Source organism: Roseibium hamelinense (assembly GCF_007830545.1).
In the GTDB taxonomy this organism is placed as follows: domain Bacteria; phylum Pseudomonadota; class Alphaproteobacteria; order Rhizobiales; family Stappiaceae; genus Roseibium; species Roseibium hamelinense.
This window is the reverse complement of sequence record NZ_VLLF01000005.1, coordinates 241,844-257,965: the sequence shown is the minus strand read 5'-3', so window position 1 is coordinate 257,965 and position 16,122 is coordinate 241,844. Positions and strand designations below refer to the sequence as shown.

Annotated in this window: 12 protein-coding genes; 8 read left to right on the top strand and 4 right to left on the bottom strand. The window is 54.2% G+C overall.

What is annotated here, in order from left to right; genetic code table 11:
• Nucleotides 1-26: 26 nt before the first annotated feature.
• From JM93_RS12245 to JM93_RS12235, 3 genes are read right to left on the bottom strand one after another with little or no spacing between them, the layout of a single operon-like run.
• Entirely contained in the window at nt 27-1,031 is a 1,005-nt protein-coding gene (locus JM93_RS12245; RefSeq protein ID WP_145343729.1) for an adenosine kinase, read from the bottom strand.
• A gap of 19 nt (nt 1,032-1,050) precedes the next feature.
• Entirely contained in the window at nt 1,051-1,941 is an 891-nt protein-coding gene (locus tag JM93_RS12240) for a prephenate dehydratase (protein ID WP_145343727.1), read from the bottom strand.
• A gap of 27 nt (nt 1,942-1,968) precedes the next feature.
• Nucleotides 1,969-2,706, bottom strand: coding sequence for a 3-deoxy-manno-octulosonate cytidylyltransferase (locus JM93_RS12235; RefSeq protein WP_145343725.1), 738 nt, complete (start codon nt 2,704-2,706; stop codon nt 1,969-1,971).
• Between the two features lie 198 nt (nt 2,707-2,904).
• On the opposite strand from JM93_RS12235, the gene JM93_RS12230 reads away from it, so the two are divergent.
• The 8 genes from JM93_RS12230 to JM93_RS12195 all read left to right on the top strand — a co-directional run bounded on the left by JM93_RS12230 (nt 2,905) and on the right by JM93_RS12195 (nt 13,337).
• Nucleotides 2,905-3,456: a c-type cytochrome gene (locus JM93_RS12230; RefSeq protein ID WP_145343723.1), complete on the top strand. Its 552-nt coding sequence runs from the start codon at nt 2,905-2,907 to the stop codon at nt 3,454-3,456.
• A 226-nt stretch (nt 3,457-3,682) separates the two neighbouring features.
• Nucleotides 3,683-5,017: a diguanylate cyclase gene (locus JM93_RS12225; protein ID WP_208995135.1), complete on the top strand. Its 1,335-nt coding sequence runs from the start codon at nt 3,683-3,685 to the stop codon at nt 5,015-5,017.
• A gap of 107 nt (nt 5,018-5,124) precedes the next feature.
• Nucleotides 5,125-7,008 (top strand): extracellular solute-binding protein, encoded by a 1,884-nt coding sequence (locus JM93_RS12220; protein WP_145343719.1) that lies wholly within the window; start codon nt 5,125-5,127, stop codon nt 7,006-7,008.
• Nucleotides 7,008-8,882: an extracellular solute-binding protein gene (locus JM93_RS12215; protein WP_145343717.1), complete on the top strand. Its 1,875-nt coding sequence runs from the start codon at nt 7,008-7,010 to the stop codon at nt 8,880-8,882. Before JM93_RS12220 ends, JM93_RS12215 begins: the two co-directional genes overlap by 1 nt.
• Before the next feature lie 35 nt (nt 8,883-8,917).
• Nucleotides 8,918-10,036, top strand: coding sequence for a microcin C ABC transporter permease YejB (locus JM93_RS12210; RefSeq protein WP_145343715.1), 1,119 nt, complete (start codon nt 8,918-8,920; stop codon nt 10,034-10,036).
• A gap of 73 nt (nt 10,037-10,109) precedes the next feature.
• Complete coding sequence (locus JM93_RS12205; RefSeq protein WP_244300832.1) at nt 10,110-11,225, top strand: ABC transporter permease; 1,116 nt, start codon at nt 10,110-10,112, stop codon at nt 11,223-11,225.
• A gap of 10 nt (nt 11,226-11,235) precedes the next feature.
• Nucleotides 11,236-12,870, top strand: a complete 1,635-nt coding sequence (locus tag JM93_RS12200) for an ABC transporter ATP-binding protein (RefSeq protein WP_145343711.1) — start codon at nt 11,236-11,238, stop codon at nt 12,868-12,870.
• Nucleotides 12,867-13,337, top strand: a complete 471-nt coding sequence (locus tag JM93_RS12195) for a hypothetical protein (RefSeq protein ID WP_145343709.1) — start codon at nt 12,867-12,869, stop codon at nt 13,335-13,337. The genes JM93_RS12200 and JM93_RS12195 overlap by 4 nt, the downstream gene beginning before the upstream one ends.
• 11 nt (nt 13,338-13,348) lie before the next feature.
• Here JM93_RS12195 and JM93_RS12190 read toward each other — a convergent pair whose 3' ends face one another.
• On the bottom strand, nt 13,349-15,793 hold the full coding sequence (locus tag JM93_RS12190) for a hypothetical protein (protein WP_145343708.1): 2,445 nt from the start codon (nt 15,791-15,793) through the stop codon (nt 13,349-13,351).
• Nucleotides 15,794-16,122 lie beyond the last annotated feature (329 nt).

The following is a 16,122-nucleotide window of genomic DNA, read 5'->3' as shown; positions in this document are numbered from 1 at the left end:
ATGCGGGCTTGTGCCGATTGTAATATTTAGAGTTCAAAGCCGTTTTGCCCGGCGACTTGTCTAAGCGGGCGTTCCGGCCGGGCGCCAACGTGCCCGATGACATTGGCTGCACACAAGCAGCCCAATTCCGCAGCCGATTTTAGGTCATAGTCTCGGGCAAGCCCGAAAAGGAAACCGGACGCGAATAAGTCACCTGCTCCGGTCAAGTCCACAACATTCGGGACGTCTTGTGCACCGACCTTGACAGTTTCCTCCCGGCTGATTGCCATTGCGCCGTCTTCTCCGAGCGTCAGGGCAGTAAGGGCGCCGCTTTCTCTTGCTGCAATGATCGCTGCATCCAGATCGGATGTTTCGTACAGCGCCTTGAGCTCATGATCATTGGCGAACATGAGATCGACGACGCCATCCTTCAACAAACCGATGAATTCGGAACGGTAGCGATCGACGCAAAACGAGTCCGACAATGCAATGGCAACCCGGCGTTTGTTCTGGTGCGCGATTTCGGCTGATTTCAAGAATGCTTTTTTCGCCTCCTCCGGATCCCAGAGATAGCCTTCCATATAGGTCACGGCTGACTGTGCGACGATTTCCGCATCGACGTCTTCAGGGCCAAACTTCGTACAAGCACCGAGATACGTGTTCATGGTGCGCTCGCCGTCTGGGGTGATCAAAATCATTGACCTTGCGGTCGGCAAGTCGTTTTCAAGGCGTGGTGTATCATAGTGTACGCCGGTTCCGCGCATGTCGTGCACATAGCTGTCGCCCAATTCATCTTCTGCGACCTTGCCGAAAAACGCCGGTGCACCTCCCAAAGACGCTATCCCGGCGGCGGTGTTGCCGGCGCTGCCGCCCGAGATCCTGACCGTTTGGCCCATCTTGCCAAACAGTCTCACAGCTTCGTCCGTGTCGATGAGGCGCATCATGCCCTTGGTCAAGTCTTCGGAGACGAGGAAATCCTCCTCAACATGGGAAAACACATCGCAAATGGCATTTCCGATGCACAAGGCATCAAATCGGGGGGCAGTGGTCATGGAGATTCCTGATCAGCAGTTAGGATTGCGGGTTGGGACGAAGAGCGCGGTTTGCCTCTGGTTCCCGGATTTTGTCGCGAAATGGACTGGCCCGGTAGACCCCGACAACATTCAATTCCGCACAGAAAAAGGCGAGCTCTTCGATCGCAAGAGCGACGCTGGGGTCGTCGGGATGCCCCTCAATGTCAGCATAAAACATTGAGGCAAAGAATTGGCCTTCCAGTTGGTAGGATTCGAGCTTCGTCATGTTTACGCCATTGGTCGCGAACCCGCCGAGTGCTTTGTAGAGCGCGGCGGGGACGTTGCGGACACGGAAGATAAAGCTCGTGATTGTCGCGTCACCGTTGTTTGCGGCTTCCCGCTTTTCGCGTGACAGTATCACGAATCGCGTTGTGTTGTGGGCCTCATCCTCGACATCGCGGCGGAGGATGTCGAGCCCGTAAATGTCCGCTGCCATTTCTGGAGCAAGGGCCGCTGTGCTGAAATCGTTCTTCTCAGCGATCTGCCGAGCTGAACCTGCCGTGTCAGCTCCGACAACGGCATTGAGCCCGAGTTCGCGAATAATCTTGCGGCATTGTCCCAAGGCATGGATGTGGCTTTGAACAGACGTTAAGCCTTCCAGGCTCGCGCCTTTGGGTGCCATCAACTGAAACCGGATCGGAAGGAAATACTCCCCAATGATGTGGAGATTCGATCTGGGCAGCAGGTGATGAATGTCAGCGACCCGGCCTGCGACTGAGTTTTCGATCGGGATCATGGCGAGTTCGGCGCTACCGTCATCCATTGCGGCGAAACAGTCTTCGAAGGTTGCGCAGGGCACGGCTTCGAAATCCGGATAGACATTGCGGCAAGCCATATGGGAGTTTGCGCCCAGTTCACCTTGGAACACAATTTTTCTGACGTCGCTCATTAAGGATCTTTCTATAGTCGCTTCGAATTAAGGATTGGACGCCAATGCGTTTCGGGCCCGATCGAGGTCATCAGGAGTGTTGACATCCATGGGGGCACTTTCAATGATCGAAACGTCAATTCGCATGCCTGCTTCAAGAGCCCGAAGCTGTTCCAGTCTCTCGCGGAGCTCAAGGGGAGAAGGTGGCAGGCTGACGAACCTATCTAGCGCTGTCCGCCGGTAGGCATAAACACCGATATGCTGGTACAGGGGCCCGTCTCCTGTTGGGGCGGTGGCGCGCGTAAAATACAGCGCCCTATGGCGGCCTGAAGCGGTTCGTGATGTCACGGCCTTCACATAGCTTGGGTCTGACTGTTGTTTCGGGTCGCGGATTTCGGTCATGATCGTTCCGATATCAACCTGTTCATCCTGCAAAGGCGTAAATGCCGCTCGGACGGCGGATGGCGCGATCAGTGGTACATCACCTTGCAGGTTTAGGATTGTGTCGATCGATTTTCCCGGGTCGATGAGTTCGGCGGCTTCGAATACGCGATCTGACCCGCTTTCGTGGTCGGGGCGGGTCATGACCGCCTCCCCACCCTGAGCTTCGACTGCTGACTTGATGTCCGGGTGGTCGCAAGCGACTACAATCCGTCCAATACCGGCATTCCGGGCCTGTTCATACACGCGAACGATCATGGGCTTGCCGCAAATGTCGGCCAACGGCTTGTTGGGTAGCCGGGTGGCCGCCATTCTGGCCGGAATGATTACTAGCGCTTGGCTCACGAGGGTCTCCAAAGTGCGTGGAAGGTCTTGAAACTGTAGAAAAACCGGTTCCGCGTCCGAATGTCGTAGTTCGAGGTCTTTTAAACCTATGGACAGCAAGGTCAAAAAATTTGTAGGGTCCGCGCGAATTTAAGAGGTGTAGTTGGGTTCGTGGCAAAGCCGCGGACCCGGACGCGTATAAGCTCGGAGCCGGAAAGAATGGATTCCTTCACGCTAAACAAAGCCGCGGGTGCGGTTTTGATGGTACTGATCCTGACCATGGGGGTTGGGATTGTCTCAGACATCATTTTCGAGCCAACTATTCCCGGCGAGCCAGGGTATGAAATCGTTCTGGCCACCCCTGAGGACTCCACTTCGGAAGTTGAGCCGGAGCCGGATGTTGTTCCGATTGGCGAGCGGCTCATGGCTGCCTCTGCATCCGCGGGCGAAAATGTCGCGAAGAAATGCGCGGCTTGCCATTCGTTCGACCAGGGTGGCGGCAATAAAGTTGGACCGGCACTTTGGAATGTGATGGGCCGCAAGCCCGGTGGGCTTGACGGTTTCGGGTACTCCTCCGCCATGACTGCCTATGGAGAGGAAAAGCCGGAATGGACTTACGAAGGAATGGACAACTTCCTGGCAGCTCCCAAGCAGTATATCTCAGGAACATCGATGGGCTTTGCTGGTTTGCGTCGGCCTGAGGAGCGCGCAGACATGATTGCGTATCTGCGGGAACTTTCTGAGAATCCGATGCCGCTTCCGGGACAGTAAGTAGTTATTACAATAAAGCAAAAAATTAAAGGCCACCCTTTGGGTGGTCTTTTTTGTTTTAGTCGGAATTTGTGTTAACTTTCCTAGCGTAAGTTTCGTCTAATTCGATGGGCTGCATTCTGTTAATATGACGAAACCAAGTCTTCGCTCACTGGTATTGCAAACATCCAACGGACGCTGGGTGGCGCTTTTTGTTGCCTGCCTGTGTTTGGTCGCCGGAGCAGCCATGACCGTACATGTCGGCGGCGTAGTCGAAAACAATCTCGAATCCCGTCACAAGCAACAGGCTGTTGCGCACTTATCAGAGGCCCGGGCGCGGCTTGAAGGTGAGATTGGCAAGGCAATCGCGCTAGGAAATGGTCTCAGATCCCTCATTGTCGACCGTGACGGCTTGCCGCTTGATCAAGACTTGTTCAATAGGGTGGGTGCCGAGCTTCTGGACGGAAATTCAGTGATCAAACTGATTGCGGTTGCGCCGGACAACATCCTTAGCCTTATTTATCCGCTTGTCGGAAACGAGGGCGCAATTGGCTTGAATTACCGGTTAAACGCCGAGCAATGGCCGTCGATCCGGGAAGCGATGATCCGCAGGTCCGAGGTCATCGTTGGACCCGTGAATCTCGTGCAAGGCGGTCAGGCACTTTTGGTCCGCATTCCGATATACCCGCCGGCTTTTGCAGCCCAGCCGTTGGCTGAACGCCGCTATTGGGGCGTGGCAACTGTAGCAATCGATCAATCGGAGTTGATTGTTGCATCCGGTATGAAGGAAAGCCTGGGCGATTATCAAGTGGAGATATTATCCTATTCTGAAAACGGAACGCAGGCGATTTACGGCGGTATAGAGCTCTCAGAGCAGGATGTCGTGTCCCTGCCGGTGCACTTTCCCGGGACGACGGAATGGGAGGTGTTGGCGTATCCTGAGAATGGATGGCAAACCACCGGCGGAAATCTCTGGCTTACATGGCTGTCGGGTGCAACGGCGACATTGATTTTTGCCGGTATGGCATTCCTGTTGATACTGGAAGTTTACAAGGTGCGGCGAATGGCGCTGCACGATGATCTCACGGGCTTGGCAAATCGCCGCCTTTTGGAAGAGCGAATGAAGCAGCTCGCGGCCATGTGTGACCGCAGCGGCGAGGGGTTCGAGATCTTTTTTGTTGACTTGAACGGCTTCAAACCGGTCAACGACAACTATGGTCATGCCGTAGGAGACCAATTGCTTGTCGAAGTTGGCCAACGGCTTACCCGCCAGGTTCGGCTGTCAGATACCGTTTCGCGTGTCGGTGGCGATGAATTTATCGTCTTGACGACCGGCACCATGTCCCGGGATGAAAGGGACGCATTCGTGGAGCGGCTAGAAGAGCGCTTGAGTCGAACCTTCGTGTTTGCAGGCGCTGCCATTGAAATCGATGCGAGCATAGGGCACGCAGCTTTTCCTGATGATGCCAGCACGATCGAAGATCTTCTCCGCGTCGCTGATGCCCGGATGTATTCGAACAAGGTCCATCACGGTGCGAGCATCACACCTCTAGAAGTACCTCCTGCGTCCGTTGCTGGTTAAATTTCCGTCATCTTTCGCTTAGGTGGGTGACGTCGCGGCTTCAGGTCCCTAAACTTTATGCCATGAGCTGCATCAACTTGATGCACGGCCCCTGTTTGGAGACCTTCATGCCACAGCAACGCGCTCGGCGTTTTTTGAACTTCTCTCTTGTGTTGATTTCGGCAGTATTCGCAGCCTCCGCCGTTTCTTCAGTACCGGTAAAAGCGCAAGAGCCAGCCTGGCGGTATGCTGTTTCCTTCACTGGTGAGCCCAAATACGGACCTGATACGGACCATTTCGACTACGTTAATCCACTCGCTCCGAAAGGCGGATCTGTACGTCTAGCCACAACAGGGGGCTTCGATTCGTTCAACATCATGGTGCCGCGCGGCAATCTGGCGCCCGGCATTGGGTTAATCTACGACACACTGATGGAAGCCAGCCTCGATGAGGCCGACATCAGCGCTCAATATGGCGTTCTGGCCGAGGCCATGCGCTATCCCGAAGACTACGCCTGGGTTGAGTATAGATTGAACCCTGAGGCACGGTGGCACGATGGTGAGCCCGTTACGGTGGAAGATGTGATCTGGTCGTTTGAGACGGTGACGGAGTTCGATCCCAGGCAACGATTTTACTACCAGAACGTCGTAATTGCCGAGCCCGCAGGCGAGCGCACAGTCAAATTCACGTTTGATGCCGCGGGCAATCGGGAACTGCCAAAGATCATGGGGCAGCTTTATGTCTTGCCGAAGCACTGGTGGGAAGGCACGGCCCCCGATGGGACGCCGCGCGATATTTCATCGACCACAAGCCTAGAAACACCTCTTGGCTCGGGCCCCTACCGTATCAAGGAGTTCGACGCCAACCGGCAGGTAACCTACGAGCGCGTTAAGGATTATTGGGGCGCAGATTTGCCGATCCGGGTTGGAACCAACAACTTCGATGAGGTCCGCATCATTTCGTTTTTGGACAACGCGGTCGAGTTCGAGGCTTTCAAGGGCGATCAATATGATTTCCGGCAGGAGCGCAGCGCCAGCCAGTGGGCGAAGGCCTACGACTTCCCGGCAACGCGCGATGGCCGTGTGGTCAAAGAGGTGTTTGCGGACAAGGGAAGCGGGCGGATGCAGGGCTACATCTTCAACCTGCGCCGCGACAAGTTCCAGGATCCGCGGGTCCGGCAGGCTTTTAACTATGCTTATGACTTCGAAACGACGAATGAAGTGGTTTCTGCGGGACTTCTGAAACGGATCGGCTCCTACTTTGCCGGAACGGATTTGGCAGCCACCGGACTACCCGAAGGCAGGGAGCTCGAAATCCTCGAGGAAGTCCGCGACCTTGTTCCGCCGGAAGTGTTCACAGAGGAATATAAGAATCCCGTTGGTGGATCGCCGCAAAACATGCGCCAGAACCTGCGGACCGCGCTAAGCCTTCTAAAAGAAGCGGGATATGAACTCGACGGCCGGCGCCTGATCAACAAAGAAACCGGCGAGCAGCTGACGGTCGAATTCATCTACTACGACAAGAGTTTTGAACGCAGCCTCCTGCCGTTCACGCGCAACTTGGAAAATATCGGTGTTGCGACAACATTGCGCCTTGTCGATCAGCCGCAATTCATCAATCGGGTGCAGAACCGTGATTTCGACATGACAATCGGTGCCTGGCCGCAGTCGCTGTCCCCGGGGAACGAACAGCGGGACTTCTGGGGCTCTGAGGCCGCTGACAGGAACCAGTCGCGCAACTCAATTGGCATCAAGAACCCGGCCGTCGACAAACTAATCGACAGGCTCGTTTTTGCCGAAGACAGGGAAACCCTTGTCGCCGCTACAAAGGCTCTCGACCGTGTCCTGCTTTGGAATCACTATGTGGTTCCGCAATTCTACAGCGACGTTGACTGGACCGCGCGCTGGAACCGGTTCGGCCACCCGGAAAACATGCCAGTTTACTCAATCGGGTTCCCTACGATCTGGTGGTACGATGCGGAACTCGCCCAACGGGAAGGACTTGCACGATAATGGTTTCAAATAGCCCGAGCCGGCGCGAAGTCCTAAAACTCAGTGGAGCAGCTGCACTTTTTTCGGCTTTTCCTGCCGGACTGCCCGCCATGGCCCGTCAAGCGGGCATTTCGCATGGTCTTTCTGTGTTCGGAGACCTGAAATATGGACCCGACTTCAAGCACTTCGACTATGTGGTCCCGGATGCGCCAAAGGGCGGGCGGTTTTCTTTCCGCGCGCCAAGCTGGGGCTTTAACCAGAACATCCAGACGTACAACACCTTCAATACCTTTATTTTGAAAGGCGATGCGCCTCCCCGTATGGAGCTTTGTTTCGACAGCCTTATGGTGCGGGCTCTCGACGAGCCGGATGCCATGTACGGACTTGTTGCAGAAACGGTTGAGGTATCAGAGGACGGAAACACCTATACCTTCAACCTGCGGCCGGAAGCCCGGTTTCACGACGGCTCAAAGCTCACAGCCGAAGACGTCGCCTTTTCCCTGATGCTGCTTAAAGAGGAGGGGCATCCGCAAATCAGCCAGACAATCCGCGAGCTTGCCGGGGCTGACGCTATTGATACACATAGGCTCGAGGTCCGGTTTTCCGGAAACCAAACCCGCCAATTGCCACTTTTCGTTGCCGGATTACCGATCTTTTCCAAACGGTACTACACCGCGTTCAGCTTTGATCAGAGCACTCTGACTCCCCCTTTGTCGTCCGGGCCTTTTAAGGTTGGCGATCATGCGGTCGGCCGTTTTGTGGAATATGACCGGGTAAAGGACTATTGGGCACAAGACCTGCCGGTCGTGATCGGGCACTATCATTTCGATGTGCTGCGTATTGAGTTTTTTCGAGACTACCAAGTGTCTTTCGAAGCCTTCAAGAAAGGCAATATTACGTTCCAGGAAGAGTTCAGTTCCAAGATCTGGGCAACCGAATACAATTTTCCAGCGGTTGAAGGCGGTCGGGTCGTCCAGGAAATTTTCCCGGACAACCGGCCTTCCGGCGCGCAAGGCTGGTTTTTTAATACCCGACGGGACAAGTTTGCTGATCCGCGGGTACGGGAGGCGATCGGCTATGCGTTTGACTTCGAATGGTCGAATCAATCGTTGTTCTACGGCCTTTATGAGCGAACGGCATCGTTCTTCGAAAACTCGGACATGAAGGCGGAGGGGCTTCCCTCGGAGGCGGAACTCGCGCTGCTTGAGCCATTTCGTGGACAGGTGCCAGACAGCGTATTTGGCGAGCCTTGGGTGCCACCTGTCTCTGATGGCAGCGGCTTTGACAGAAGCCTCCTACGCAAGGCGGCGCAAATGTTGAAGGAGGCCGGCTATAAACGTGATGGCGCGGCACTGATCGGTCCTGACGGACAGCAACTGACGATCGAGTTTTTGAACAACTCGGCCGCGTTTGAGCGCATTGTCATGCCCTTCATTACAAATCTTGAACGCCTCGGGATTGCCGCAACCTTCCGGCTGGTTGATCCGGCGCAGTACCAAGCGCGCCTAAACGAATTCGATTTTGATGTGGCGGGCAGGCGCTACGCGCTTTCCGCAACGCTTGGTGACTCAATACGTCAGTTCTGGGGATCGCGTGCCGCTTCAACGCCTGGAAGTTACAACTTGTCCGGTATCTCAGATTCGGCGGTTGATGCTCTGATTGAAAAGGCACTTGCTGCTGAGACTCGTGACGACATGGTGATCGCCGCTCGGAGCCTGGACCGGGTGCTGCGGTCTGGAAAATACTGGGTACCGCAATGGAGCAAGGGCACGCACACCATCGCAATGTGGGACATGTTCGGTTATCCAGATAAACCACCGCATTATGCATTCCCGGTCGAGACCACGTGGTGGCTTGATCAGGAAAAAGCCAAAAAGATCGGTCAAGCCGGCTAACAACAACAAGAAACACGAGGCACGAGCGGCATCCCATGGGCGCATATATCCTCAGGCGACTGCTCCTAATGATTCCGACGCTGGTCGGGATCATGGCATTGAACTTCGTCATCATCCAGTTCGCTCCAGGCGGGCCGGTTGAACGGGTGATTGCGCAATTATCCGGCACGGATGTGTCGGCAACATCCCGAATCAGTGGCGGTGGCAGTGATTTCGGTGGTGCGGGCGGCGAAGCGTCAGGAAGCGTTACTGCGGCGGATAGTGTCACCTCAAAATACCGAGGTGCGCAGGGGCTTGATCCTGAGTTCATCAAGGAACTCGAAGCTCAATTCGGCTTTGATAAGCCGCCGCTTGAACGGTTTCTCGGAATGCTCTGGGATTATGCCCGGTTCGACTTTGGCGAAAGTTATTTCCGAGACATCAAAATCATTGATTTGATTGCAGAGAAACTACCGGTCTCCATATCGCTCGGCCTTTGGATGACGCTGATTTCCTATGCAGTTTCGATCCCACTCGGGATACGCAAAGCAGTTTCCGACGGTTCCAGGTTCGATGTCTGGACGTCTGGTGTGATCGTCGTTGCCTATGCGATTCCAGGCTTTTTGTTTGCGGTCCTTTTGATCGTTCTTTTTGCCGGCGGGTCGTTTCTTGATATCTTCCCTCTGCGCGGCCTTGTTTCTGAGAATTGGGATACTTTGTCCTGGCCAGAACGTATCCTCGACTATTTCTGGCACCTGGCCCTGCCGCTGACCGCTATGGTCTTGTCGGCCTTTGCGACCACAACGCTTTTAACGAAGAACTCATTTTTGGATGAAATCCGCAAACAATATGTTCAAACCGCACGTGCAAAGGGGCTAAACGAACGGCAGGTTCTGTATGGCCATGTCTTCCGTAACGCAATGCTGATTGTCGTCGCCGGGTTTCCGGGAGCGTTCATTTCCTCGTTTTTCGCCGGATCCTTGCTGATCGAAACGATCTTCTCGCTTGATGGTCTCGGCTTGCTCGGTTTTGAATCGGTTATCAACCGCGACTATGCAGTCGTTTTTGCGACGCTCTACATTTTTTCCCTGCTTGGACTGATCGTGAATCTTATCTCCGACCTCACTTACACCTGGATCGATCCTCGGATTGATTTCGAGACCCGGGAGGTTTGATCGGATGGATTCGCGTTTGAACAAGGACCTCGAAAACGAGGGGTATGACGTCCTCTACCCGCTGGCGGAAGAGATGGCCCCGCCACCGCGTAAAATGCGTCTTTCGCCGATCAATCAGCGGAGACTTCAGAATTTCAAGGCCAACAAACGCGGCTACTGGTCACTCTGGATCTTTCTTGTTTTGTTCACGCTGGCCATGTTCGCCGAGTTTCTAACCAATGACAGGCCAATCCTTGCGGTCTACAAGGGCGAAGTTCTTGCACCGGTTTTTGTCGATTATCCGGAAGAAAAGTTCGGCGGCTTTCTGGCCGTGACCGACTATCGGGATCCGTTCATCCAGGACGAAATCAATGCCAATGGATGGATGCTCTGGCCGCCGGTCCGGTATTCGTATAGGACCGTGAACAATGAAATCCCGGTACCCGCGCCGGCGCCGCCGTCCTGGATGATGGACAAGCAGGAGCGCTGCCAACGCTATCCTTTGGGCGCAGACGATCCCAACTGCGTGATCGGCAATTGGAATTGGCTTGGTACCGACGATCAGGGCCGCGACGTTCTTGCTCGCCTTGTTTATGGGTTTCGGATTTCGGTTCTATTCGGACTGGCGCTGACGGTTGCCTCATCAGTGATAGGCGTCGCGGCCGGTGCGGTGCAGGGGTATTATGGCGGTTGGGTTGACTTGCTGTTTCAGCGCTTCATCGAGGTCTGGACGGCGATCCCGACATTGTATCTGATCCTGATCGTTTCGTCGGTTTTGATACCCGGTTTTTGGACGCTTTTCACGATACTGCTTGCTTTTTCCTGGGTGGCGCTTGTCGGCGTCGTCCGCGCGGAGTTTCTCCGCGGCCGCAATTTTGAATATATTTCGGCCGCACGCGCGCTGGGCGTTTCCAACGGTGTCATCATGTGGCGGCACCTCTTGCCCAATGCAATGGTCGCCACGTTGACCTTCATGCCCTTCATTTTGAATGGATCAATCTCAACGCTAACAGCGCTTGACTTTCTGGGCTTTGGCTTGCCGCCTGGCTCGGCATCGCTCGGAGAGCTTTTGGCGCAAGGCAAGAACAACCTTCAAGCGCCCTGGCTAGGTATTACCGGGTTTATTGTGATTTCTCTTATGCTCAGTCTCTTGATCTTTATCGGTGAAGCCGTGCGAGATGCATTCGATCCGCGCAAGAGTCTGGCGTGAGGAGCTTCAGATGACCAACAAGCCTCTACTAAGCGTTCAGGACCTGGCTGTCGCATTTACACAAGGTGGGAAACAAACGACTGCCGTTGATGGGGTTTCTTTCGAGATCGACAATGGTGAGACAGTTGCTCTTGTGGGCGAAAGCGGATCGGGCAAGTCGGTTTCTGCCCTGTCGGTCCTGAAGCTTCTGCCCTATCCGGCAGCATCACACCCTTCCGGGGAAATCGTCTTTGACGGCAACAACCTCCTGAGCGCCAGCGATACCGACATGCGCAAGGTCCGCGGCAATCGGATTTCAATGATATTCCAGGAGCCGATGACCTCCTTGAATCCCCTGCATACTGTCGAAAAGCAGGTGGCGGAAATTTTGAAGATCCACCGTGGTATGAGCGATACAGCAGCCCGCGAGCGTGTTTTGGAATTGCTGACACAGGTCGGCATTCGTGAACCCGAAACCCGGCTCAGTTCTTATCCGCATCAGCTCTCCGGCGGTCAGCGGCAGCGCGTGATGATCGCGATGGCGCTCGCAAATGAGCCCGATCTCCTGATTGCGGATGAACCCACGACAGCACTGGATGTCACGGTGCAAGCGCAGATTTTGCAGTTATTGAAGGACCTGCAAGCGGAGCGCGGCATGGCCATGCTGTTCATCACCCATGATTTGGGCATTGTGCGGAAATTCGCGGATCGCGTCTGCGTGATGACCGAAGGTAAGATTGTCGAACAGGGATCTGTTGAAGAGATTTTTTCCAAGCCACAGCATGCCTACACCAAGCATCTTCTGGCGGCGGAGCCCAAGGGCGATCCACCGCAAACCGATCTGGACAAACCAATCGTTGTTGAAGCTGATGATTTGAAAGTCTGGTTCCCGATTAAACGCGGCTTTTTGCGCCGGACTGTGGATTACGTAAAGGCGGTAGACGGCATAGACATCAAAGTGCGTCAGGGGCAGACGCTCGGAATTGTAGGTGAAAGCGGATCGGGAAAAACAACGCTCGGTCTTGCGCTATTGCGCATGATTTCGTCAAACGGCCGCATCAGCTTCAACGGGCAGGACATTCAGCAAAACTCCTGGAAGGAGATGCGTCCGCTAAGGCGGGATATGCAGATCGTCTTCCAGGATCCGTTTGGCGCATTGAGCCCGCGAATGTCGGTGTCCGATATCGTTGGCGAAGGTCTGCTTGTTCATTTTCCCAATATTTCGGCGGAAGAACGGGATCGGAGAGTTGCGAAGGCCTTGGAAGAGGTTGGCCTCGACGCTTCGACACGGTTCAGGTATCCGCATGAGTTTTCCGGCGGCCAGCGTCAGCGCATATCGATTGCCCGCGCTATGGTTCTGGAGCCGAAGTTCGTCATGTTGGATGAACCGACATCCGCGCTGGACATGAGCGTCCAGGCGCAGGTGGTAGACCTGTTGCGAGATTTGCAAAAGGCTCACGGGCTTGCCTACCTGTTCATCTCGCACGATTTGAAAGTGGTGCGAGCGCTTGCGAATGAAGTGGTGGTGATGCGCCAGGGCAAAGTTGTCGAAGCCGGGTCATCTGACCAGATTTTTGACGCCCCGCAATCTGACTACACAAAAGCGCTTATGGCTGCCGCTTTCCGCCTTGAGACAGCTTCTGTTTCCGGTGTGATCAGCGAATGAGCTGGAGGTTGGCAAAGAAGGCGCTGCTCCCGAACTACTCGTTCCGATTGTGCGGTCGGAAGATCTGGCTTGCCGGTGTTGCGATACAGGCGTGTGTGTGGGGGGCTGTGTTTGCGGAGGCACGGCCGGTGATACTCAAGACCTACACCTGTGCCGTAAAGGAATTTCGAACCAGCGATCCTCAAGAGAAAGATTTCGCAGCCGTCAATCAACACAAGGTTTTTGAAATCGAAGACCGCGGCAGTGTTCTTGTCGTGTACACCAATGGTCCCGGCGTACACGAGGGCCGTTTTGAATTCGATACGGGAGCCCGAACCGATGACCGTGTTGCCGGGAGCCGGCGCGGTCTGCATCATTCGCAATTCCTCGACCTGCATTTCGAAACACACAGGATTTCGGGGAGCATGAGCCTGACCGGAGCTTTTGGCGTTAACAAATGGCAGCTCGAATGCGGGCTGATATCCTGAGGAGCCGAAATCTAGTCTTCCAGCCCTTTAGAGACCGCGTTTGTCTTGTCCACGATTTGGTCGAAAGCATGTTCGACTTTGGACAACTTGATCTCTTTTGGATTCAGCCCGAGGTGTTTCAGGTATTTGTCCGGAATGCCTTTCAGGCATCGGACGGCAAGCGGATTATTGTCGTTTAGAACATCAGCCGGCTTGTCCCAATTCAGATTTGGCACAGCATCGAGCAATGTGTCTTTAAGCGCTCTTGCATAAAAGGCAGGGTTGTTGTCGAGGCGACCCTTCATTTTGTCGAGAGCATCAAGCTTACGCTCCATTTTCCGCTCCGCCAGCTGATTCTTGTTCATCCGGCAGTCCGGTCTCTTGTTGAAGTCATTGAGCGAGTCGTAACCAAGCCTTTGCATGTTTCTGTTAACAGTGCGCCCGCTGGGAGTGCTGTTGTAGCGCAGGTGCACTGTTCCACACATGCGGTTTTGACCGTTATTGTTGTCGTCCTGAACATGAAGGGTGATGGATGTCGCAGCAACTTCGCTCCCATCGTCCAGAAGGGAGGAAACGGTGTGGCTCTCATGGGTGTCGGTTACAAGGCGTGGATGTGCAAGGTTCTGGATCGGCGCGTCGTTGTTCATGTTCCGAAGGTTGAACCGCGTTCCGTGGCTGAAATCCGGATACTCATCCAATCCCGGGATATTGCCGGAAGCATCAAAAATCTGCTGGTTCTGCTTGATGGGCCGCGGATTTGCCAAGCCTGAATAGGTGTCGGTAATCTCGTCTTTCAGGTAGGCAGGTACATCGTAAGTGTTACCCTGATTTTGCCCGATCGTGATGGTGTTTTTCCCGTGGCTGGTATGGGTAGCATGGGGGATTTGGGATACGCCTGTCCGGAAGGCCTTCCGTACCTTTTGGCGGTCCTCGTTGAGCAGCTCCCGTCCCTGGACGTGTAGTTCGTTGCGTTTGGTGCGTGTTGAGTTGCTATAGATCCTGTCCAGAATCGTGTTCATGCGCTTGAGAAGCCTGCCCTGCGCCTTGATGCGCCGCCCAATATCGTGTGTTGGCAGCGTGTTCTCGATGTTTTGACATTTTTGATACTCGGCCTCCACCAGCGTGCGCAGCTGGTCGTTGAGTTCGTGATCAATATCTGCACTTGTGTCGAGAAGTGCCTTGAACTCCTGCTTGGCGGTCATGATCTTCCTGTCCTGCCAATCACTTTTAACAATCAGCTTTTTTCTGTTGTTTTGCCGCTCAAGCTGATTGTTTTGATCGAGGTTGGAAGTCTTGCCAGTTTTGTTTTTCCTGCTGGTTTTTGGAGGCTCATCCGCGGTTTTTGCTTCCGCTGCGTTCTTGTCTGGCAGCGGGCGGGGCTCGAAATCGGTTTCAAGCGTGCCGTCATAGATCTTGGAACTCTTTTGCCAACTCTCCGCGTTCAGCCTGGTCTTTTCAAGTTTGTATTCGCTGTCGGCAGCGTTGCCGGCGAGTTTGAAAAGGTCCTCCCGCAGCCGGGTCCCTTTCCTGAAGATCGGGTCACCTTTGGCCTCAAGACCGTTTTGTCTAATAAAGATGGGGATCGCCTGTTTTGCTAACCGGCAAAACTCGGGGTCATTTTTAAAAAAGTCGCAATACTTGAGGGCCGCGTTTTTGATTGCGTCCGGATCCTTGTGTTCTTTGCCGGCTTTTTCGACCAGAAAAACAACCTTGTCGTAGAACCATTGGCCCGCGTCTTTCCTTTCGGATGTGCGGCCGTACTCACTTGCCAAAGACGTCATTTCGCGCGAAGCGCCGATAATTGCCATGTGGGACTTGACCAATAGGTCCAGTTGCGCAATTTGTTGCTTCTTGACTAGGTTTATATTTGCGCCAAAATCCGCTTTGCCATGCGTTTCTGATGCCTTTTCATATCTGATCGGGGTTTCGTTTCTGCGCTTCAGAGTGCTTTTCCGCTCCGCGATGAATTCATCCCTGTACAGGGTGTGAAGCCGTTGTCGTTTGGCGCCGACGATCTGATCATCAGTCCGGCTAAGACCTGTTTCCGTCTCCTTGATGTTTTCCAGTGCCTTAGCGATTCCATTGGTGGCTTTGTCGACCTCGCTCAGGTTTTTCTTCAAAGACTCCCGCTCAAGATCCACGGTGTCCGGGTGTACATTTGCCTTCTCGAAGCGGAGAATGGTGGCACGATCATGGTCGGCAGCGCGCTGGTGATAGTCTTTCTTGTATTGACTGAGTGCCAGCGACTTCTTGGCCGCGGCCAACGTCTCAACCTGTTTTCTTTTGCTTTTCTGGAGCTGCTTGATTTCAACGTCGAGTACGTCCTTGTATTCCCGAAGCGGCAGCTTCTGGGGGTTGAACCCGGAAGGCGGGGAGGTCTTCATATCCCGGTTCAAGCGGGTCAAACCCGGCTGCGGGATGCCGAGGAGCTTTTGCTGTTTGGCGATGTTGGGGTGCTTGATTGGACATGAACGCATCAAACTTCTTTCAGTCCTCCGCATCGCCGAAAATCTCGCGCCAAATCCCATTCTGCTTGTAAACGACATGAAACACCGTGTATAAAAATTGATATGATATGAATAAATTGAATATTGCAGTTCAGGTACTCAAGTTATAAGTAAGTAGATTTGAATGTAACTTTGGTTTGGAGCGGCAAGTGTGGTGCCGGATGTTATCCAGGCCAAGCCACCGCTGCGACATCTCTGAAGCCGGCGATATTACAGTTTCGTCTGACAATGCGCGGCTGTGCCGCCCATCAACAAAGCAATCCGCCGCTCGAGGCCCATTTAAAGCCCAGCAGAAAAGG